Source organism: Anaerobacillus alkaliphilus, assembly GCF_004116265.1.
Classification (GTDB): domain Bacteria; phylum Bacillota; class Bacilli; order Bacillales; family Anaerobacillaceae; genus Anaerobacillus; species Anaerobacillus alkaliphilus.
Map to the genome: position 1 here is coordinate 1 of NZ_QOUX01000050.1, position 19,379 is coordinate 19,379.

The window sequence follows — 19,379 nt, forward strand, 5'->3', positions numbered from 1 at the left end:
CCGCTAAGAATGAAAAGCAAGCTTTTCATTCTCCGCTCGACTTGCATGTATTAGGCACGCCGCCAGCGTTCGTCCTGAGCCAGGATCAAACTCTCCATAAAAGTGTTTGACAAAAGCTCAAAAATAAATAATTCATTGACGAGATATTTAATATCTCTTTAATTCGCTTGGCTGTGTGTTCAGTTTTCAAAGAACAATTAGTAAGTCGTTTTAGCGACAAGATTTATTATACCACAATAACAAAACGTATGCAACATCTTTTTTAAAATGTTTTAATTTTTGTTTGTTTCAGTTCATCGCATCCTTCAGAAGCGACAAGTAATAATATATCACAACAATTCGTATCAATGCAAATTGTATTTTCTGGAAAAACAATAACATTTCGTTTTGTTTTACTCAGGTTTATAAGATTACCATAAACAAAATAAAAATACAACTTTTTTATCAACAGTACTTCCTCTTTTATTCCCCTCCTAACTGTTTGTCTACATGTGCATTACTTACTTCTATTATTAACAAAACTTTTATCCAATTGCCTCCTATCATAGTGTAAAATAAAATTGGCTTAAAACAAAATACATATTAATCATAATAACAACAAGGAAGTGACACATGTTTAAATCAATCATTCCACGAAAAAGAAAAACTGATTACAATTCAAAACTGATAGAAAAGAGTCATCGTATTGAACAGCTAATTGATCGAACCTCCGATATTGTCATAGAAACAAATCAAATGGCAGGTACAGTTAAAAGTATCCTTTCTGAACAAGATGAAATCTCTAAGAAGCAATCTGCCTCCATTAAAGACCTTACCAAAAACATTGGAGAATTTGCTAAAGATACTGAAGAAATCACCCTAAAGGTTACAGAACTCTCGAACGTTGTATTAGATGCATCACAAAAATGTGAAGATGTAAACCATAAAACGATTGAAATGGTCGAGATTTCACAACAAGGAAAACTATCTATGAAGGAAACATCAGAAAACGTCCAAGCTGTTATTCAGTCAATTAATAGCTTAACAGATACGGTTTCTCTAGCTGGAAACTCAGCCCTTGAGATCAAAACAATTATACAGGTCATAAATAACATTGCCTCTCAAACAAATTTATTGGCCCTAAATGCTTCTATAGAAGCTGCTCGTGCTGGTGAGCATGGCAAAGGCTTTGCAGTTGTTGCGCAAGAAATCAGACTACTCTCAGAGAGCGTCACAGAAGCTACCAAGACAATTGAACAACTAATTGGCAATGTTGAAAGTATTATTAATCAAGCTGTCAATCAATCACAATCAAATCGCGAGAGTATAAATCTTGTTCAACGATCCGTAGGAGTAACTGAACAAGTGTTTAACAACATGCTAAACTCCGGGATTGAATTTAAAGATAACATTAATTATGTAGTGAAAGACATGACTGAAGCTAGTATCTTTGCTAAGGAAATAACAGATCTAACTCAAACGCAACTAGCAACAGCTCAAGAAATATACGCCACCACCGAGTCTGTTAAAGAGATGACCATAGATGGGAATAATAATAACAAAGCGGTATCGAATAATGTAAACGAACTATTTATAAATGTAAATCAGATTGGTAGAAGGACTGTTTTAGAAACTGGAAAAAATGGAGAACAAGGTTATTTTTCATACCGGCATAATCTTGAAGGCGTCTTTGAATATGTTACTGAATCCGTTGAAAAAGTATTAGGCTATTCTACAGACGAGTTTATGCAGAACTTTGAAACGTTCTTAACCGATCATACAGTAAACAAAAAAGCAGTTAACTATACCGAATCATCTCTAACTGGAATACAGCAACCTAAATATTATACGGAATTGTATAGAAAAGATGGGACGAAATGCTTTGTTGAAATAACGGAGGTTCCTGTATTTAATGAAAACCATGAAGTAATAGGGGTCGAAGGACTCGTTAAGGAAATGAAGAATTTCTCAATTTAATAGTAAAGAGAACTAAAGTCCAAAGGCATAATCTTTGGACTTTTTCACTCAATCAACATTTTTGTAGTAGAGTATCGTTGCTGCTAATGTACCGTCAGCGGACATTGCATAGTTAGGAATACGACCACCTTCTATATATCCTAACGAATGATAGAGATTATTTGATGGATCTCCTTCTCTCGTATCTAAGACAATTAATGACCGTTGTTCTTGCTTAGCTATTTGTTCGGCTTTCTCCATCAGTATACGTCCTATCCCATTCCGACGAAAATTTGGGTGGGTCATTAATTTTGCAACTTCAGCTCTATGTCTACCATTCTGCTTCATTGATAGATGAAGTTGTACACTCCCGACAATTTGCTCATTTAATTTCGCAACTAATAAGACTACCCCCGGTCCTAACACTGTTTTCCAATAGTCTATAGCATCAGTATTTGACAATGGTGGCAAAAAACCAATAGAAGCTCCATCCTCCACTACTATTGCTAAGAGTTCAGCAAGTTCATTAAAATGTACTTCAGAAAAAATTTGTTCAATTCTAATCTGCTTATCCATAACTACACTCCTATTAAGCTATTATAAATATAATTTTTTTATGTAAGGACAGACAAAAGCTATCACTAGATCCACAAAAAAGAGCGTGATTACCCCCACACTCTTCATTTTCGGATAAAGATGGAATGATATAAATGAAAAAAATATTCATTAATCTAGTTCTTGCATTTTATTGCTTTTTTAAGCATTGATAAGTTTCCTGATTACAAATAATATATAGAACAGCCTCATCCGGAATAGTTTCATCTAAACGTCTATTAATGTCTAATAAATTCCTGTCCGCAATTAAAGTAGCTCCTTTTTGTAATAGTGCTTGAAATGCATCATTATAGGTTTTCCAGGCTGGGTCTTTTGAAATCTTAAATAAGTCGTCCCCATATTGTCGACTAATTAACTGCGCGTATATCTGACTAACACCTTGATATAAAGCAGCTCTAACCGCTAAATGTGAGATTGTTTCTTGAGAGAGTATAAACTCATCTACTTTTACATGAGAGAAGTTTGACACATGTTTTTCAGTTGCAACTTCTACAGTTGTATGAACATGTGGCGCTAAACGTTCGACTGTAATGGAAACTAGCAATGTTTTCGCATCTTTTAATGATGGATCTTGAATTGTATCATCAGAAAAAACAATAACTGCTTTTGCTCTTTTGAGGTTTGCCTTCTCAAATGTTTCGCCCTCTGTAGGATCACCTTGGATATAGTGAACCCGATTATATGCTAAATCAATTGGAGACTGTCGTAATTGATCGACAATGACAACTTCAACTGATGAGTCCGAATCTAATATTTCCTTAACTGCGATATCTGTTTTCTTATTCCACCCGACAATTACAATATGACGCTCTTTCATATAATTCAATCTTCCTTCCTCCCTTTTCTTTCTAAAAATCGTAAACGAATCCACGAGTTTCCCGATGACTACCCCCAATAAACCTATTCCAAATAGGTACATAATTATTGAAAAAAGCTTTCCTGTCATCGTTACGGGAGAATAATCACCATAACCAACCGTAGCAAAAGTTGTCATAACAAAATAAAAGGTATTAAGTAAACTTTCAAAGTTATCAGGTTCAAGGTAAAACATAACAACCGTACAGAACAATATAAAAATACTAGTAGTAATAGCTAAAGTAATATTCTTCATCCTAATTAGCGACAAACTTATTTTTAGAAAAAAATGCATGGTAGTTCCCCTCACATATGTAAACGGGAAAAATTTCTTTTTCCCGTTCATTGATTAGACTTCAGTATATGGTACAAACATCGAGAGGTTACCGGTAATCAAGCCACCCACACGAAAGAAAAGGCCACTAGGTTCTCCAGCCAATACATGAGAGCCAATTAAAAGTTTTCCTGTATAAGGTCCGTCCCATGTATCAATCGTCTGATCAGGCATCGAGAAATATTGTTGGTACACCGTTTGTTGATTTTGGTAATGATCAACATCTTCTTCAAGAATTTGACCGTTAACCACGATTTGGATGCCTCCGCCTTCCCGACCAAGAACCGGCTTTTTCACATAAGATGAAAGTCTGTTTGGAGTTGAATACGTTGGCAAGAAATATTTTTCAATCGCATTTTGCTCAATTCGCGTAAACCACTCAGTTTTCTTTTCTGTAATTAAAGCTAAAATAGCTTTTGATTGCATTAATAAAGCCTGCGGGGGATTAATGACCTGTAACTTCTCTTCCATTATATGAACGAGAAACTGCTCTCCAATCGGTTCTCCTGTTCCACTTCTTTCTTCAAGAAAAAATTCCATTGGATAAAGACGGTAAAGGTATGTAATCGTTTCGCCGTCTGGTGTTTTTACACTGTCTTTCTCAACTACGATTTCTTCTAAAGGAATATATTTTGCTTTTTGAGGATAACAACTCATTAAATATTGAACCGTTTGCTTATCCTCTGTGTGCCAATCCGCACAAGTAAAGTAAAGCGTATCTGTAGAGCGAATATAATAATCCTTAATCACTTGGTACCAAGCATCTCTTACCCTATTGCCGAGCTGTGAATTCGGGTTAGGGAGTTGATGTTCCTGGCAAAGTACCTCTTGCCCAATTGCAGCCTCAACGATTCCAACAGGTGTGTCCGTATTAGCTTCTATCACTTTTAGCCCTTCGGCAGATGCAATAAAATCGTATCTTGTGAAATAGGAAAATCTCGTTTTAGCCTTTTTTAAAAACAAGTCCCATAACATAATTGGTAATCCTAAGTCATGAAGCACAGACGGATTTTTACCTATCTGTTCGAATGTCTTGGTGTATATATCGTTAACAGCACGAGAGGCATTTTCAATTTCACGTGCCATTCCTCTTGGTACAAGCAGTAAAGAATCACTCATGTACTGGTTATCTTCATAATTTTCATAAAGAGAACCCCAGGTAAAACCTTTTTCTGATGCCTTTTTTTCAACCGCTTCCCACTTTCTTAGGTAAGTCTCGGGATGAAATGGTTCTGTTAATGATTTATATGGAAGCATAGCCCCCCTCCTTTAAAAGCTAATACTAGCCGCCACAATGAGACCAACTAAAATAGAAACCCCACCTAATAGCAGGCCTACAGCAACGTTCCCTTTTTCTACTTCTTTTGCAAGATTCGTGTTTCGAGTAAGTACGTACTCTATTACTAGGTGAAGTACAATTTGAATAATAATCGCAACAAACGCCCATATTGCTAGGTCCACTAGATTGATTGAACTCCGGATCGCAGACTGAAGAACAACAACAAGACCACCCATTTTTCCTAAAAGCTTTAAAGAAACCGCTACATTCCCATTTTTTATTAACGCACGTTCAGAATAGGGAGTTATTAGTTTAAAGATATACGTACCGATTAAAAATAAAACTAAAGAAGTACCTAGATAAATTAAAAAATGGTCAAATGTTTGTAAGTAATAAGTTAAATTCATTTGTTTTCTCCTCTCATACCACAAGGTAAGAAATATGATAAATTATCAGTGATCTTTGCACCAGCACGAATTCCAATTGCGCTAGGTTTTTCATTGACAACAAAGCTCCCAACTAAAAGGTGGGCTTCTTGGCTTCCTAATTCAGTTTGAATTGTCGTAGAAGGTAAGTCTACATATTTTTGATAAACTTTTACGTATTGATCATACGTTTTTTGTTTCTGGGAGAAGATCGTTTTACCATCTTGCTTTACTTCAACTGTGTCTCCTTCACGCCCAAAGGCTGGTTTTGAAACATACATCTCTCCTGTTTCATAAAAAGGCTCTTCATCTAAATAAGTTGGGAGAAAATATCGCTCAATTACTTGAAGTTCTTCTTTTTCGAAGAATGGATGTCGTTCTTCATACATCCCCCAGATTAATGCCATTACCGCTTTGCTTTGCATTAAAAAAGCCGACACCGGGTTTAACATTCCTACTCGTCCGGCTTCCACGAGCTTCATGAATTCAATACCAATTGGATAGTTATCGGCTGATACATCCTCTAATAAAGCCTCTAATGGATATGTATGACGATAGACGATATCAACTTTTTTTCCTTCCGGGTCATATACTCCTTGATTTTCACCTTCGGGAACAATTTGAATTTTACTTAAAGGGACAAATGTAGCACCTTTGATTTTTGCTACTTTCATTAAATATTTCAATGTTTCTCTATCCTCAATATCGTCTTCGTGGGCAGTAAAAATAACATAAGGATGATCTGAAATTCCCAGTGAATTGGCACAGTGAAAAACACTGTTTCTAATGGCCTTTCCTAATTCCTCAGCAGTCTCCTGATTTGGATTGACTAAACCAAACTCCTCACAAACTAAAGCATTAACGTCAAACAACTCGCGAATAAAGGTAGGTGTATCCGAATTAAACTCAATAATTTTTGGCCCAGCTTGCGTTAACACAAAATCAAATCGACCAATCACTGTTTCATAAGGAATGGAAGTTGATCTCAAAAAAGACAACCCTTTTTCCGGGAAACCTAGGTCCAATAACGTTTCATCAGATACACTTCTTAACAAATAATTTACTTTTTTATAGATAAAATAAGCATCCTGAGTCGCTTTCCGAATTTGCTCAACTTCATTAATTGTTAATTCATAGCAATCAAAAAGAGCATACTCACTGCCATAAAGACGATCCCAAAAATCAGGTATTTGCACGTAAAAACTATTTCTTTGTCTCTGTTTATCCACCAAACGTACCACCACCGCCCATACCCGAACGCGGATTAGTAGTAATATTACCTGTATTTGGACTAGTATTTGTATTAGTTCTTGGTTGTGTGACTTGTTGGTTTGGTGGTGGTGTCGTACGATTAGTTACCCCGGTACCGGTCCTACCACCCGCTGTTGCACGCCCAGCCATAAATGCTGCAACTGTCGGAAACCACATACCACCGTAATAGTAATGTCCATGACGCGGAGAATTTGGTTGAGCACATTGATAGCCTTCTGCTTCCTCATCCCATGTCCATGTATCACAATCAGCCTCTTCCGGTGATGGTAAGGCTGGAACCTCGACTACTTCCACGTTATCATTTCGGTATTCAGGTATACCGACTAAATCATGTCTGGTAACACCACACCCTGACAGAGAAGCTAGAGCCACAGTTGTTCCAACTATTCCCTTTAGTAATTTATCTGTTTTTGGCTTTCTCATCTTTAACACCTCCAGTTCATATACGGAACTTCTATTCTTAGAGTTTCAATTCCTTTCAAATTTTATCATTTTCTTTTCTAATTGAGAAATTTGGATATTCTATATGCATTACGAGCTATTATTTTTTCTAACTAAGGGGAAAGTAACAGTAAGTCTTAGCAAAAAGGTGGGATTTGAAGAACATGGAAGAAATTCGAGATCAAATAACGATTCAAGATGAAGAGGGAAATATGGTTGATTTTAATGTTGAGGCCCTATTTGATATGGCTGATGATTCCTATGCCTTACTTTCTTCAGAAGATGAAGTAGTACTCATGAGAATTGAGGACGATGGTGACGAACAATCTCTAGTCGGTATTACCAACCAAGAAGAAAAGGCATCGATTTTAGCTGCCTATGCCCTTGCTGTTGAAGCTTCTCGCGATCCCAATATTATTTCTGATTAAAATTAAAGGCTCTTAAAGTAAACATTTTTACTTTTTACATTAAAATAATCGGAAAAATACCCTAGAAGAAGAGATCAGCCAATAAATTATGTAAGAAAAGAGCAAGACTCACTAAATTAGTTGTGAATTCTTAGTATTTTGTGTAAAAATCCGGCTTTTGGGATTTTTACGAAAGCAACAACCTTTGCGAAAACAACAGCCAAATTAAAGAAGGGTGTCCCATAGCTCCTAGGGTCACCCTCTTTTTCTGTAGTCTTAACTTTAGGATTAATTCCTACTTCTTAATTTTCACCATCTTGAATTCAAACCTTGAGTAAGATTTTTTTCATTTCTCTTAGTTGGTCCTAAGCGTTTTCCCCAGATACACACCCTTCACTTTTTGATTTATATGAAAAAAAATAATGAGGATTGAACGAATGGTTCAAACACATAATACTCATGTTTGAAAAAAACAAATCAACTTTTGTGGAGGTATTATTATGAATAACAACTATACTCAAGGTATGCAACAAATTAACGAGTGCCGTCAATATGCACAACAACTAATGCAACAAACACAACAAGGTAGCCAACAGTACAAGCAAATGTTACAGTCAGAACAACAAAATGTCCAAATCCTTGAACAAATGATCCAACGCGAACGTCAAGCTGCACAATATATCCAACAATCACTTCAAGGACATGAGCAAGCCATGCGCCAATGTCAACAAATTATCCAAACTTGTAACCAGTTAGAACAAGAGTTAAGAGGTCAAGGAAGCATGATGATGGGCTACAGCCAAACATCCACTTCTCACCAACCGATGCACCAACAAACAAATCAAATGATGAACCAGACTCATATGCAACAACAGCACTCTCCTTATTCTTCAACTAATTATTCTCAACAATAATTGTTAAGTCCTGGATAAAGTAAAGAAGCTAGGCACTCATTTACTGAGCACCTAGCTTTTTCCTTTTCTAGACAGATAAGGATTACCTGTCATCCAAAATCTCCAAGGATAATCTTTAGCTTCACCACTATTGTCAATTCCAACTCTCGTACCTTTTGAAATATCTGTTATTACGTTCCCTTCAGCAATATACAAAGGTAAATCTGTTAAAGAGTGTCCGTAATCTTCCATGGTAATGCCTAGTGCTTTTGTTAGTTTTCCTGGTCCGTTGGTTAGATCAAGGTCCCTCTTCACGTTATTTCTTCGTTGGTACATTAGTTCGAGACCATCCTTAGGCTCAACCGCCCGAATTAGTACTGCCTCTGGTTGGTCTATTGGGCCACTAACAACATTGACAAGACAATGGGTATGCATAACATAAGTATAGGTAATGCCAGCTGGTCCAAACATGACTTCCGTCCTCTTTGTTCTCCTGTTTCCATAACTATGTGCTGCTCGGTCCTCAGGTCCAATATACGCTTCCGTTTCAACAATCCACCCGGATGTTAGTCCATCTTCCGTCTCTTTTACTAGCAGTTTTCCTAAGAGAGCTTGTGCTAACTCAAGTGTAGGTAGCTGAAAGAAACTTTTTAATATCGGATTATATTTCATTGTCCACCCCAGAAAATATTTACTGTTTACTAAAGGCTCTTTTCGTAAACATTGTGGCTTTTTTACCCTAAAATAATCGGATAAATACCCTAGATGAAGATATCAGCCAATAAGCAATACTTACTAACTTAGTTGTGAATTCTTAGTATTTTGTGTAAAAATCCGGCTTTTGGGATTTTTACGAAAGCAACACTTTGCGAAAACAGCCTTACTAAAAGTATCCCTTTTTCTTCAACGTATCATAATTGAACAGGAGAATTTTCTTTGCATTTTTTTGTTGATAGGGCTACCAAGTGTCATGTTCGCTTTATCAGTATTAGATAATGACTCTTCTTATCCGTCTATTTCATGACTAGATCTTCTTGAAACGTAATAATACACAGCTCCTGTAACAACGAATGTAACAAAACCAGGAGATAGTGACTCAGGGAGTAGTAAATAACAGATCATCCCTACGACAATACAACCAAAACCTCGCTTATTATAGTGATAACTTTCATGAGCAAGATGTTCAAAATCTCTTTCTTTTAGTGTAAGATTTTTAACAAACAGAAAATCACATACGATAACTGCCGATAAAGGAATGATAAATGTTCCTAAATAACTTATAAAAACCTTAGCATCATTAACTAAAGCCGGAAATGCACTTAATGTAATGGCAACTAAACCAAAAACAATCGCACTTCTAATTCTCCCTAACCTTGGAATGCTATTCAACAAACTGTACCCACCAGTGTACGCATTCGATAAATTAATAGAGATCATTGAAAAAATAGCTGCTACAAATATGATCGTTATGAAAACGGGAGAATTCGTCATCTGGGTTGAAACGACATAAGGATTCCAACTTCCTGCTAAAGTTGCCGTATACGCCCCAAGTACAGCGGTCATAGAAAACCCAATTACGTTGCCAAGATAAAGACCCCAATAAGCTTGTTTTGGTGTTTTTCCATAACGGGCCATATCGGACGCTGAACTGACACCAGAGACATATTGCACGAAAGCTAAGCTCGCAAAGAAAACAAACGAACCAACCGAATTAATTCCATCCTTTCGGAAAACATCTTGAAACGTCATACCAACTTGCTCAGTTGTGACAAAGATATAAAGCATCACAACTCCCCCTAAAAACAAGACAGGTAGAAAGTATTTCGTTATTTTCTTTACAGCCTCAAAACCTATTAAAGCCAGGATAGCCATAATCGTTGCCATACATAACGCTAAAGGTATAAACGAGACGTGATAACCAACAAAGCGTTCAATTAATTCTTTTAGAAGATACGTTCCACCTATTGTTTGTACACTAAACCAATACAAAGAAGTTAAAGTTCGAACGGGAGAGGCGACATAACGAGCTCCTCTAATCCCCATAATTGACCTAATTGCATACTGCGCCGGAATTCCGTATTTTGCCCCTGGTAAAGCTAAAAAGGAAACAAAGAAAAACGCCATTGCAGCCCCAGTTACAGTTGCTAACACTGCGTAAAAAAATGAAAGTCCGCCCTCCAATACAGCAAGGGCTGGAACTAGAAAGTTGCCCGCATTCACAGATACTGCCATCTGGATCATGGCATACTCCATTCCAGATGTCGTCCTCAGTTGGCTTGGGACAGCTTCCAAACCGAAACGTTCAATAACGTTCTTTTTTTCTTTAATTTTAAGTGCTTCTCCCATACTTATCCCCCAATTGATTGAGCAATAGAAAGTAAATCCATAGGCTGGTGGGCAGTATAATCTGGCTTCTCGATTTCCGTTACCTCAATCGAGTCAAAGCCCCAGCTGACCCAAGCGATTTTAATACCTGCTCTTTTACACGCCAAAATATCACGTAGTTCATCTCCAACATATAGAACCTCTGAAGCTTTTAAACTGTGCTTCTTTAAGAACTGTTTAATTACTTTGTCTTTTCCAAAGATGGAGGCTACTAATATATCATCTATATTCTCAATTTCATTATTCTGAAGTGCTTGTGTAATATTCTCTTCTGTATTTGACGAAATAACGGCCAGATTAAAGTCTTCTTCAAGTTTCTCCAATAAATCTCTAATGCCAGGGAACAAAGAAAGTTGCTCTGTACCTTTTTTATACATGAGCAAAAAATCAATCAAGGCAAAAGGAATTTTATATAATGGGAAACCTATTGCCTTACACCGCTCAGCGATTGGAAACTTACGCAAGTGTTCAATTTGCTCTTGACTAAGCCTATTAAACTGGTACTTTTCTGCTAATTGATTGATAACTTGGATAGAAAAATCTTTTGAATCAACCAAGGTTCCATCAAAATCAAAAATAATATATTTTAACATCCTGGGTTCTCCACCCCTTTTACAATTTTATCTGCCATATATGCTCTAAGGAATACAAAAAGATGTCATTTACATTCAAATCTTCTTTTTGATCTTCCACTTCTTTAATTACATGCTCTAAATGAATAAACTCCTTCTCTATGTATGTATTTAACATAGCAAAGTTTGGTGTTACCAACCGCCCTTTTTTCAAGTGTAACAACGCTGCTACTTCTGATTTAATTCCTTGCTCACATACATCTAACAAATGTTCAAACTCCACCGAAGGAATAGTTTGTTTTCTTTCTAACCAGCGACAATAAAGGAGGGGACGGAGGACATTTAGATACAATTTGACTGATGGTTCATCATCCTTGAGTGCGGCTTTATAGTTACCCTTGGCCATATGTAAGTAATGAAAAAAGCAAGTTCGCACTGAAAAGATGTAAGGAACAACCTCTTTAATTTTATTAGTTATCGTCTCGTTTTCAAGATAGATAATGGATGATTGCAACCATTCTAACAAAGTCGGGTTCGATTTTGTTAACAGAAATAAAGCCTTTTGTAGATCCCAACCAACAAGATCAAGTTGATTATTAACTGGTAAGGAAATCACATCATCTTTTTTCTTATCAATTGATAAATACCATTGAATTGGCCGAATGTAAAGAAAACGGACATCATAATCACTAGTTGGTGTGGCAAGCCCTGTAGACCTACTACCTGCTTCACAGGCAAATATTATTTTTACAGAATACTCTTCTTCTATTGTTTGAAGCTGTTTAAGAATACATTCTTTCATCATATATTCACCCCAAAAAAAGACAGTGCTATTACACTGTCTTCATTATAATCGTTTAAAATAATAATTCATATACTTCGCTTAATTCATGTGCCCGTTTTTGATCTTGCTCTTTTTTCGCATAACTGATCTCGTTTTTTAATACCAAATCTAAAACTGCCATTTCTGCCTCATTTAAGTCGTTTACGAATTCACCTTCATTTTGATAATGACCTTCCTTTAATTTTGTGTAAATCCGCTGACAGCTTGGGTATTTCTCTGTATAGTTTGATAACGATTCACGTAAATAGCCTAGTGTAGCATCCATTTGTAAAACCCCCTAAATATTATGTTCCTCACAGTATGTATCAACGAGTTCTTCGATTTTATTTAATTCAGGGAACTCTCCATGAAACTCAAACTTAATCTCCTCAACGAACTTGCCATTTTTGGAGACATGTATAGCCCCTTTTTGATTAATGACACTGAATTCAGGCTCAAATCGGTAGCCATTCCGATCAATTGCTCCCATAAAAACAACCCCTTTACTTATAGAGAACCATTTATATTATGACCCATCGTTAGGAATTTTATTGAAATATTTATATTAAAAATAATGCATATTACAAATGTAATGAATTTTAAGGGGGATTATCGATGGAATATTTTCAACGAGAAACAATCATTAATGAAATGAACGATTCTTTACAAGGTATGCTAGCTAAGTACGGCCTTGATGATGTCGGGATCTTTGAAGAAGAAGGAGAAGGCAAGACGTATTATTTAGGTTATACAGTCCGTAAGAATGGCGTGGTTTACATGATTCACCAAGCTTTTACGAAAAATGAGGAAGGCCAGTTAGCACCTGCAGAATCAAGCTGGGTTATTGAAAGCGAGGCTGGCGATACGAGAGGCTATCAAAATCTTGACGAGGTTTTTAATTACCTTGAAGAGGATCGTATTAAACATTAATTAGAAAAAGGCTGCCTTAAGGGCAGCCTCTAATTATTTTTAATTAATAACCGTAACCAACGTAAGAAGCACCGATGATCACTAGTAAAATAAACAATACAACGATTAACGCAAAACCTGCACCCATTAATATCTACTCCTTTAACAATTTTAGTGTGGAACAATTAAATCCACCTACGAAATTACTATATTCATTTCAGTCAAATGTGTATGGGCGAATGTTTAGTTAAGCTACTAATCAACAAACGCCTACTAGTTGCCTAGTAATACCAGTGTCCATAAGGTGGTCGATGGTGAAACGGCGGTCTACCATAATGATGGAATGGTGGTCTACCATGATGATGGAATGGTGGTCTGCCGTAGCCAAAGTGTCCAAATCCAGGACCGTAGCCATAGCCACCATAAGGTACACCAAAGCCAGCTCCATATGGTGCTCCAAATCCTCCACCAAACGCTCCTCCTAAACCTGCGCCTAATGCTCCTCCTAATAATAATGGCACAGCTGCAGCGCCTAATAGTCTCTCATCATTTGGATCGTATTGTACATGTTGATCAGATCTAACGTTATAATACGGGTTTTGTTCTTGTGGATAATAATTATACATAGGATAGCCTCCTTCAATTTTCGTACAATTTATACTATGTATTTGTCTATATATGGAGCAAGTACCTAGCGCCTACTTTTGGATTGAGAACCAGAAATATTAAAAACTAGATATATACCTAGTTTCCTAGTATAATTATCTTAGAAAAGCTGAAAGGTAGTGTTCCTATGGACATCTTTACATTCCCTGATAAGGCTTCCGGTGGTTTCGGTTATGCTTATCTTGCCATGGCATTTATGTTTATTGTCGCGAAAATAACGTTAACAAAATTAAAAAAAGCTGATCAAAAAGCGAAAGAAGAAGTTGCGCGAATTGAATTGGAAATGAAAAATCATAACAGCGTAAAAAATAACCCGAATAGCTTTTAACTATACGAGTCATTGTTAGATTTAGATTTAAACGGTCATCATGGCCGTTTTTTTTGTTGGCTGTTTTCGCAAAGTTTGTTGCTTTCGTCTTATCTCATTTTCTTTAAAATCATTTTTTCAATCATTGACCAGGGCAAAAGTGCCTTACTTAAAATTTGTAACCTTACGCCTTTCCCAACCTGATACCGTAGCTTTGGTCTCTTTGTTTGACAAATCTTCAAAATTCTATGTATGACCTCACTAGGATCTGCAGCATCCCTAGCTGATTGTTTTGCGTACTTATAGACAAAACCGATCCCTTTTTCGTAGTCGTCTTGTCCACTTACCTCCACTCCCTCTAAACTCTTATCCCATATCTCGGTTTTAAAAGATCCTGCCTCAATTAAGCTTACATAGATCCCAAACGGAAGGACCTCAAGTCTTAACGATTCACTAAAACCGGATAGAGCCCATTTTGATGCAGCATAAGGTCCCATTGCTGGAAATCCAAATCTTCCACTTATACTACCAATATTAATAATTTTCCCTCTTCTTTTCTCACGCATTAACGGTAAAAATGCTTTTGTAACTGCTACAACACTAAATAAATTTGTTTCGAGTTGCTTACGCCATTCATCTAGTGATAGGTGTTCAGTCATGCCACCTGCACAGTAGCCAGCATTATTAATAAGAATGTCAAGTCGACCAAACTTAGTTTCTATATACTCTTTAACTCTTATTATATGGTCTGTATTGGTCACATCTAACTCTAAAATTTCTAGATGTTCTTCAAGTTTTCGTTTCTTTGCTTCAGCTTCCAAAGCCACTCTTTTCCCTAGGTTTCGCATAGTGGCTACCACCAAGTACCCTTTTTGAGCTAATTGGAGTGCTGTTAAAAATCCAAAGCCACTGCTTGTACCAGTAATTAAGACAATTTCTTTTTCCATCATCATCCTCCTCGAACCAAAATCCCTTCGGATATATATCAAAACCTTCAAAGAGATCCTTCCTATATTATTGAAGGTTTCTCAATATGTATCGTTTTGTTTATAATCTTACCTTTAATCAATATATACTTACAACTTCTCTTCTCCTTATCTACTAAGCTACTAATAGTCTAGTAGTGACTTGGCAAATTCATTGATGGCTTTTTCATCGAGTGTTGACACGTCTTCTGTGTCACCTTTCATTTTCTTTATGATTGTTTTTTCGATATAATTCATTTTCCCAAATAAAAATTCCCCACCAAATAACCCATTTGCTTTCGAATGCTCCCGTAAGACTTGAGGGTAGGATTGTTCGAATTGAACATTAGCAGACTCTCCTTCACGCATACAGCAAAGGAAGAGCCCTAATCTCTTGGCAAGAAGTTCATTCTCAAAACGTTTCATAAAGTTTGTTACTTTACGTTGTATCATACCGGCGTGAATAGAACCACCTATTATTACTTGATCAAATTCTTCTAGGTCTAGGTTTTTTATTTTCTTAAGATCAATAATAGTAACCTGACCAGTAATTTTTTGTCCTAACATCTTTGCAGCTTTTTCTGTTGTCCCATGGGAAGAAGCGTAAATAATTACTGTATCCACAAAAGAACACCCCTTAAATAGTATAGACCTCACCAAAGTAGCTCTAGTTTGGCAAGGTCAGTAGGTAATGTGAGCTATGTATTTTCAGCAAATTTACCACCAAAGCATGTAAGTGTCAATAGTATCCAACAGTAGTTCAAAGAGCTGTCATAATTAGAGACAGCCCTCGATATCTTAAATTAGTCTTACTCCCTTTGTAAACTTATCCATTTCTTTTATATTTTCGTTTCGTTCACCACCATCAGATAGTTCCTCTGAGAATTCATGATCTTCATTTGATACAAGTTTAGATGATTTGATGTCACCAGGTGTTAGGTTATTATTTGGAGCATCCTCTTGATTTAGTTTGCTCATTTAGTTTCACCCCTTTCTAAAAATAGCTTTCCCTGTCTGGATGAAACAAATAAAAAGTCGGCAAAATAACCTTAATCTCAACCAAGGAGGACTTACTGTGGTACAGCGTGATTCAAGTCAATACAAAGTTACTAAAGGCAAGATAAAAGACAATGGAATATCAGCGTATGAGTACACAACTGGAAACAAAACAAGCAAACCAAAACAAAAGGAGTCAAACCATGAAAGATAAGCAACTAAAGTCTAAGGAAGATAAAAAGGCAGAACAACATGAATCCTATGGGTTAGAACCTGAAATGAGTTTACAAAATGTACGATATTCAACTACTGAAAATGAATACCTTAATGAATACGACCAAAATCAAGAAGAATAAAAAAAAGCGAACCTGGAATTCACCCCCAAGTTCGCTTAGCTTAATTTGCTTTTTTTGTTTCATTTGTGATCTTTGGAAGTACAATTTTAAAACAGGTTCCTTTTCCTACTGTACTCTTTACAGAAATTTGACCATCAAAAATTTTAATGATACTGTACACAACCATCGTTCCTAAACCTGTCCCTTTTTCTTTTGTCGAATAATAAGGGGTTCCTAATCTAGTAATTTGTTCTTCCGTCATTCCATTTCCTGTATCTATAATTCTAATTACCGCATGAGTAGCCGTTTCCTCTATACTTATTAAAAGTTTCCCACCATGGGCCATTGCCTCAAGTCCATTTTTAGCTAAATTAATTAGGGCCTGATGAAGTTTCTGCCTTTCAGCTAGTATGTAAACCTTTTCCGACTTCTCAACTTCTATAGTTAAGTTACTCATTGCCGCAAAAGGAGCTAACACTTTATGTACGTAATCTACTTCACTATTCAACTCTAGCACAACTACGTTTTCTAGAGATGGTTTAGCGAAAGTTAAGTAATCTGTGATAATTTCTTCAGCACGTTGCAACTCGTCTAAAGATAGTTTTATGTACTGTTCTTTTTTATCACTAGAAACATCACTACAACGTAGTAATTGTAAGAACCCCTTTGTTACAGTTAACGGATTTCGAACTTCATGAGAAATACTAGCAGCAATGTCGCCAACTATTCTCAGTCGTTCCAATTTGTTTAGTTCATTTATTAACAATCGTTCTTTTCTTACTTTTTCAATAAACGAAACAAACAAAATAATTCCGACAAAATGAATTACTATTGCTAATGTTGAAATTGCATAGCCCTTTAAGTTAAGTGAAGTTCCGGAAGCAAGGAATAACCCGATTAGAACTACGGCCCAAATGCTTGAAGTAACTAAGGTCAATTGTAGCCTCTTTTTTAGAGTCATAGCTTGTGAAAACTTTGGGATTATGATCCATAAAATTGCTGAAACTACGAGATAAATTACTACAGTAGAATAAAAGCCAAAATCAAGTCCAACTTGATAGCGGTATAAAATTATCACCGTAAAAAGTCCCACCATCACTCGACGCCCTCCATATAAAGCGCCAATGATAAATGGCAGTTGGCGAATATCGATTAAATATCCTGGTGTAGGAGAAATAGTAAAAGTCATACACATGATAATTGAAAAACTAGAAATGATAAAAATAAAAAATTCTTCTGAAAGCTTTGTAACTTTTTTTTCAATAAAGTAATGATAAAGAAAAAACAAGAGCAGAACAAAACAAACATTCAACAAAAACATTTTCATTTCGATAATCGTTACCAAGATTGCACGCCCCAATTCTAAAAGTGTAAAAATAAAACCCACAAATTAGAAAGAGTTCTTGTGGGCGTAAGCGGAATGAATTAACGTTATTGAGTTTTAGTGGATATTTCTTTTTTAAACTCGGCAATACCAATAATCATAAGTGCCTCTAGTTCCTCATCTGTCAAGCGTTCCTGCAGTTTACTAGCAATCTTCTGTTGTTCACTACTAGATAATCCACCTTGAACCTGTGTAGCTATTTCCGTCATTTCAGCTATTGAAAATTTTGATAAAACAACTTTAACGCCTTCTTCTTTTGTAGAAAAAGGAAGTGCATGTTCACTACCTACATTTTCGGAGAAAGAAGCAACAATCTCATTAATATTCGGGTCGCTTAAGATTTGATCTAACATTTCCTCATCTAGTAAATCACTAACGATATGTTCAATGACTTTATCAGAGGCTATTGAAAGAAAGTAGTTATAAGCATAATTACCTAAAAATCCAGCAGATAATAATAGTAAAATAACTATAAAAAACTTTTTCAAAAACACTTCCCCCCTTAATCTATAATTCAAAACAGTACGTTTGATGGGAAGTTTTGGCATTCTGGCCAACGAAATTTTCCTTAACTATTTTTATTATAAATAGTTAAGGAAAATTTTTCTACAAAAATCTTCTCCCATAGTTGAAAATACCTACTTATTGTTGACACTTATTTTACACAATTAGTCTATGACTTTCGTAACTTCGTATCCTTGTTGTTTTAATAAATCGATAATACTATTTTCCCCCACTAAATGAAGGGCTCCTACGACAACAAAAAAAGTTTCTGACTGACCATTTTTTAGAAAGTCTTCAATTTTTGCCGTCATTTCCTTATCTCGTTTATCGGTAAGAGCATAAAAGTAGTCAACAACATCCCCTGATTCATCTTCTTCAATAGTACGAAGTTTACTTAGTCCATGAATGTCCCCGTGCTTCCACATTTCCATTAACTCTTCAATTTGCTTAATTGTGTTATCTTGATCTTCGATAGTAGCCTTTAATGCTTTTTCTTGTGACTCAGGTAGCAACATTGAATAAAGGTTTAATTGATCATGTATCGTTTCTAGGCTAAGGATCTCCTTTTTCTCAATTTCAGCTTTAGAGAGAAAATATTGATCAATACCAAGTTCTAAAGAAAAGCCTGCGTTTTCTAACAATGTCGACTCTAGCATATCTGCTAATAGCCATGGTTTAAAAATCGTAACTGTTTCTTCGTTCAGACCTAATTCACTTATCGTACCTAGTAATTCCTCATAAAGATCAGGTGAGATGTGATCCTGTATCGTGGTTCCATCTTGATACACACCGATTTCAAACATGACCTCCATCATCTCCATCGGATCGATGTCATTACTATTAATCTCTACCACCAAATATTCAGAGTTCTGGTAAGCAGCTTCTACTTTTTCATGAAGAGGATAAAGGTTAGGTAAACCAATGTGAATAGAACCCAATAGGTATACAGTATTTTCACCATACGTAATTTCATAAAAAACGCCCTTGGATCCAATGTCTTCCTGTTGTTCCATTGTCTTTTGCGTACAACCTATAAACAATAACGATATGATCAGTACTAGTATTAGCGGCAAAAGC

The 19,379-nt window shown here is 36.1% G+C and carries 27 protein-coding genes and 1 rRNA gene; 7 read left to right on the forward strand and 21 right to left on the reverse strand.

Annotated features, from left to right (window positions below; translation table 11 throughout):
• Nucleotides 1-101 (reverse strand): 16S ribosomal RNA (locus DS745_RS23825); the annotation flags it as partial.
• 511 nt (nucleotides 102-612) lie between these two features.
• Here DS745_RS23825 and DS745_RS23830 point away from each other — a divergent pair.
• Nucleotides 613-1,956 carry a methyl-accepting chemotaxis protein gene (locus tag DS745_RS23830; protein ID WP_129080745.1) on the forward strand — a complete coding sequence of 448 codons (1,344 nt, stop codon included), beginning with the start codon at nucleotides 613-615 and terminating at the stop codon, nucleotides 1,954-1,956.
• 48 nt (nucleotides 1,957-2,004) lie between these two features.
• Here DS745_RS23830 and DS745_RS23835 read toward each other — a convergent pair whose 3' ends face one another.
• From DS745_RS23835 to DS745_RS24800, 6 genes are all read right to left on the reverse strand, one after another.
• Nucleotides 2,005-2,511 carry a GNAT family N-acetyltransferase gene (locus DS745_RS23835; protein ID WP_129080746.1) on the reverse strand — a complete coding sequence of 169 codons (507 nt, stop codon included), beginning with the start codon at nucleotides 2,509-2,511 and terminating at the stop codon, nucleotides 2,005-2,007.
• 169 nt (nucleotides 2,512-2,680) lie between these two features.
• A complete protein-coding gene (locus DS745_RS23840) occupies nucleotides 2,681-3,700 on the reverse strand; it encodes a potassium channel family protein (protein ID WP_129080747.1) in 1,020 nt (339 codons plus the stop codon).
• Between the two features lie 54 nt (nucleotides 3,701-3,754).
• Nucleotides 3,755-4,996, reverse strand: a complete 1,242-nt coding sequence (locus tag DS745_RS23845; RefSeq protein WP_129080748.1) for a glutathionylspermidine synthase family protein — start codon at nucleotides 4,994-4,996, stop codon at nucleotides 3,755-3,757.
• A gap of 12 nt (nucleotides 4,997-5,008) precedes the next feature.
• On the reverse strand, nucleotides 5,009-5,425 hold the full coding sequence (locus DS745_RS23850; RefSeq protein ID WP_129080749.1) for a DUF350 domain-containing protein: 417 nt from the start codon (nucleotides 5,423-5,425) through the stop codon (nucleotides 5,009-5,011).
• Nucleotides 5,422-6,672 carry a glutathionylspermidine synthase family protein gene (locus DS745_RS23855; RefSeq protein ID WP_161568377.1) on the reverse strand — a complete coding sequence of 417 codons (1,251 nt, stop codon included), beginning with the start codon at nucleotides 6,670-6,672 and terminating at the stop codon, nucleotides 5,422-5,424. Before DS745_RS23855 ends, DS745_RS23850 begins: the two co-directional genes overlap by 4 nt.
• Nucleotides 6,665-7,138, reverse strand: coding sequence for a hypothetical protein (locus DS745_RS24800; RefSeq protein ID WP_161568378.1), 474 nt, complete (start codon nucleotides 7,136-7,138; stop codon nucleotides 6,665-6,667). The genes DS745_RS23855 and DS745_RS24800 overlap by 8 nt, the downstream gene beginning before the upstream one ends.
• A 182-nt stretch (nucleotides 7,139-7,320) precedes the next feature.
• Between DS745_RS24800 and DS745_RS23860 the strand changes: the two genes are divergently transcribed.
• Nucleotides 7,321-7,584, forward strand: coding sequence for a DUF1292 domain-containing protein (locus DS745_RS23860; RefSeq protein WP_129080751.1), 264 nt, complete (start codon nucleotides 7,321-7,323; stop codon nucleotides 7,582-7,584).
• Between the two features lie 479 nt (nucleotides 7,585-8,063).
• The gene (locus tag DS745_RS23865; protein ID WP_129080752.1) at nucleotides 8,064-8,477 is read left to right on the forward strand and encodes a hypothetical protein; all 414 of its coding nucleotides are present in this window, start codon (nucleotides 8,064-8,066) and stop codon (nucleotides 8,475-8,477) included.
• Nucleotides 8,478-8,528: 51 nt separating this feature from the next.
• On the opposite strand, the gene DS745_RS23870 is transcribed toward DS745_RS23865, so the two are convergent.
• The 6 genes from DS745_RS23870 to DS745_RS23895 form a co-directional block, all read right to left on the reverse strand.
• Nucleotides 8,529-9,128 carry a DNA-3-methyladenine glycosylase gene (locus DS745_RS23870; RefSeq protein WP_129080753.1) on the reverse strand — a complete coding sequence of 200 codons (600 nt, stop codon included), beginning with the start codon at nucleotides 9,126-9,128 and terminating at the stop codon, nucleotides 8,529-8,531.
• 333 nt (nucleotides 9,129-9,461) lie between these two features.
• Entirely contained in the window at nucleotides 9,462-10,802 is a 1,341-nt protein-coding gene (locus tag DS745_RS23875; RefSeq protein WP_129080754.1) for a purine-cytosine permease family protein, read from the reverse strand.
• A gap of 2 nt (nucleotides 10,803-10,804) precedes the next feature.
• Nucleotides 10,805-11,434, reverse strand: a complete 630-nt coding sequence (locus tag DS745_RS23880; RefSeq protein WP_129080755.1) for an HAD-IA family hydrolase — start codon at nucleotides 11,432-11,434, stop codon at nucleotides 10,805-10,807.
• 19 nt (nucleotides 11,435-11,453) lie between these two features.
• Nucleotides 11,454-12,218 (reverse strand): nucleotidyltransferase domain-containing protein, encoded by a 765-nt coding sequence (locus DS745_RS23885; protein ID WP_129080756.1) that lies wholly within the window; start codon nucleotides 12,216-12,218, stop codon nucleotides 11,454-11,456.
• A gap of 52 nt (nucleotides 12,219-12,270) precedes the next feature.
• Nucleotides 12,271-12,522, reverse strand: coding sequence for a sigma-G-dependent sporulation-specific acid-soluble spore protein CsgA (locus DS745_RS23890; protein WP_129080757.1), 252 nt, complete (start codon nucleotides 12,520-12,522; stop codon nucleotides 12,271-12,273).
• 12 nt (nucleotides 12,523-12,534) lie between these two features.
• Nucleotides 12,535-12,726, reverse strand: a complete 192-nt coding sequence (locus tag DS745_RS23895) for a YbxH family protein (RefSeq protein WP_129080758.1) — start codon at nucleotides 12,724-12,726, stop codon at nucleotides 12,535-12,537.
• Nucleotides 12,727-12,851: 125 nt separating this feature from the next.
• Between DS745_RS23895 and DS745_RS23900 the strand changes: the two genes are divergently transcribed.
• A complete protein-coding gene (locus DS745_RS23900; RefSeq protein WP_129080759.1) occupies nucleotides 12,852-13,166 on the forward strand; it encodes a DUF5634 family protein in 315 nt (104 codons plus the stop codon).
• A gap of 43 nt (nucleotides 13,167-13,209) precedes the next feature.
• Here the strand turns inward: DS745_RS23900 and DS745_RS23905 are convergent, their stop codons facing one another.
• Nucleotides 13,210-13,293: a YjcZ family sporulation protein gene (locus DS745_RS23905; RefSeq protein WP_129080813.1), complete on the reverse strand. Its 84-nt coding sequence runs from the start codon at nucleotides 13,291-13,293 to the stop codon at nucleotides 13,210-13,212.
• A 133-nt stretch (nucleotides 13,294-13,426) separates the two neighbouring features.
• Nucleotides 13,427-13,771, reverse strand: coding sequence for a hypothetical protein (locus tag DS745_RS23910; protein WP_196121310.1), 345 nt, complete (start codon nucleotides 13,769-13,771; stop codon nucleotides 13,427-13,429).
• A gap of 167 nt (nucleotides 13,772-13,938) precedes the next feature.
• On the opposite strand from DS745_RS23910, the gene DS745_RS23915 reads away from it, so the two are divergent.
• Nucleotides 13,939-14,139: a hypothetical protein gene (locus tag DS745_RS23915; protein WP_129080760.1), complete on the forward strand. Its 201-nt coding sequence runs from the start codon at nucleotides 13,939-13,941 to the stop codon at nucleotides 14,137-14,139.
• Between the two features lie 89 nt (nucleotides 14,140-14,228).
• On the opposite strand, the gene DS745_RS23920 is transcribed toward DS745_RS23915, so the two are convergent.
• From DS745_RS23920 to DS745_RS23930, 3 genes are all read right to left on the reverse strand, one after another.
• A complete protein-coding gene (locus tag DS745_RS23920) occupies nucleotides 14,229-15,065 on the reverse strand; it encodes an SDR family oxidoreductase (protein WP_129080761.1) in 837 nt (278 codons plus the stop codon).
• A 162-nt stretch (nucleotides 15,066-15,227) separates the two neighbouring features.
• Entirely contained in the window at nucleotides 15,228-15,707 is a 480-nt protein-coding gene (locus tag DS745_RS23925; RefSeq protein ID WP_129080762.1) for a flavodoxin domain-containing protein, read from the reverse strand.
• 174 nt (nucleotides 15,708-15,881) lie between these two features.
• Nucleotides 15,882-16,061: a hypothetical protein gene (locus DS745_RS23930; RefSeq protein WP_129080763.1), complete on the reverse strand. Its 180-nt coding sequence runs from the start codon at nucleotides 16,059-16,061 to the stop codon at nucleotides 15,882-15,884.
• 97 nt (nucleotides 16,062-16,158) lie between these two features.
• On the opposite strand from DS745_RS23930, the gene DS745_RS25440 reads away from it, so the two are divergent.
• A complete protein-coding gene (locus DS745_RS25440; protein WP_277750956.1) occupies nucleotides 16,159-16,293 on the forward strand; it encodes a hypothetical protein in 135 nt (44 codons plus the stop codon).
• Nucleotides 16,283-16,435: a hypothetical protein gene (locus tag DS745_RS24995; protein WP_196121311.1), complete on the forward strand. Its 153-nt coding sequence runs from the start codon at nucleotides 16,283-16,285 to the stop codon at nucleotides 16,433-16,435. The genes DS745_RS25440 and DS745_RS24995 overlap by 11 nt, the downstream gene beginning before the upstream one ends.
• A 40-nt stretch (nucleotides 16,436-16,475) precedes the next feature.
• On the opposite strand, the gene DS745_RS23935 is transcribed toward DS745_RS24995, so the two are convergent.
• From DS745_RS23935 to DS745_RS23945, 3 genes are all read right to left on the reverse strand, one after another.
• On the reverse strand, nucleotides 16,476-17,759 hold the full coding sequence (locus DS745_RS23935) for a sensor histidine kinase (protein WP_129080764.1): 1,284 nt from the start codon (nucleotides 17,757-17,759) through the stop codon (nucleotides 16,476-16,478).
• An 86-nt stretch (nucleotides 17,760-17,845) separates the two neighbouring features.
• On the reverse strand, nucleotides 17,846-18,286 hold the full coding sequence (locus tag DS745_RS23940; protein ID WP_129080765.1) for a hypothetical protein: 441 nt from the start codon (nucleotides 18,284-18,286) through the stop codon (nucleotides 17,846-17,848).
• A 180-nt stretch (nucleotides 18,287-18,466) separates the two neighbouring features.
• On the reverse strand, nucleotides 18,467-19,315 hold the full coding sequence (locus DS745_RS23945) for a TraB/GumN family protein (protein WP_161568379.1): 849 nt from the start codon (nucleotides 19,313-19,315) through the stop codon (nucleotides 18,467-18,469).
• Between the last annotated feature and the right edge of the window lie 64 nt (nucleotides 19,316-19,379).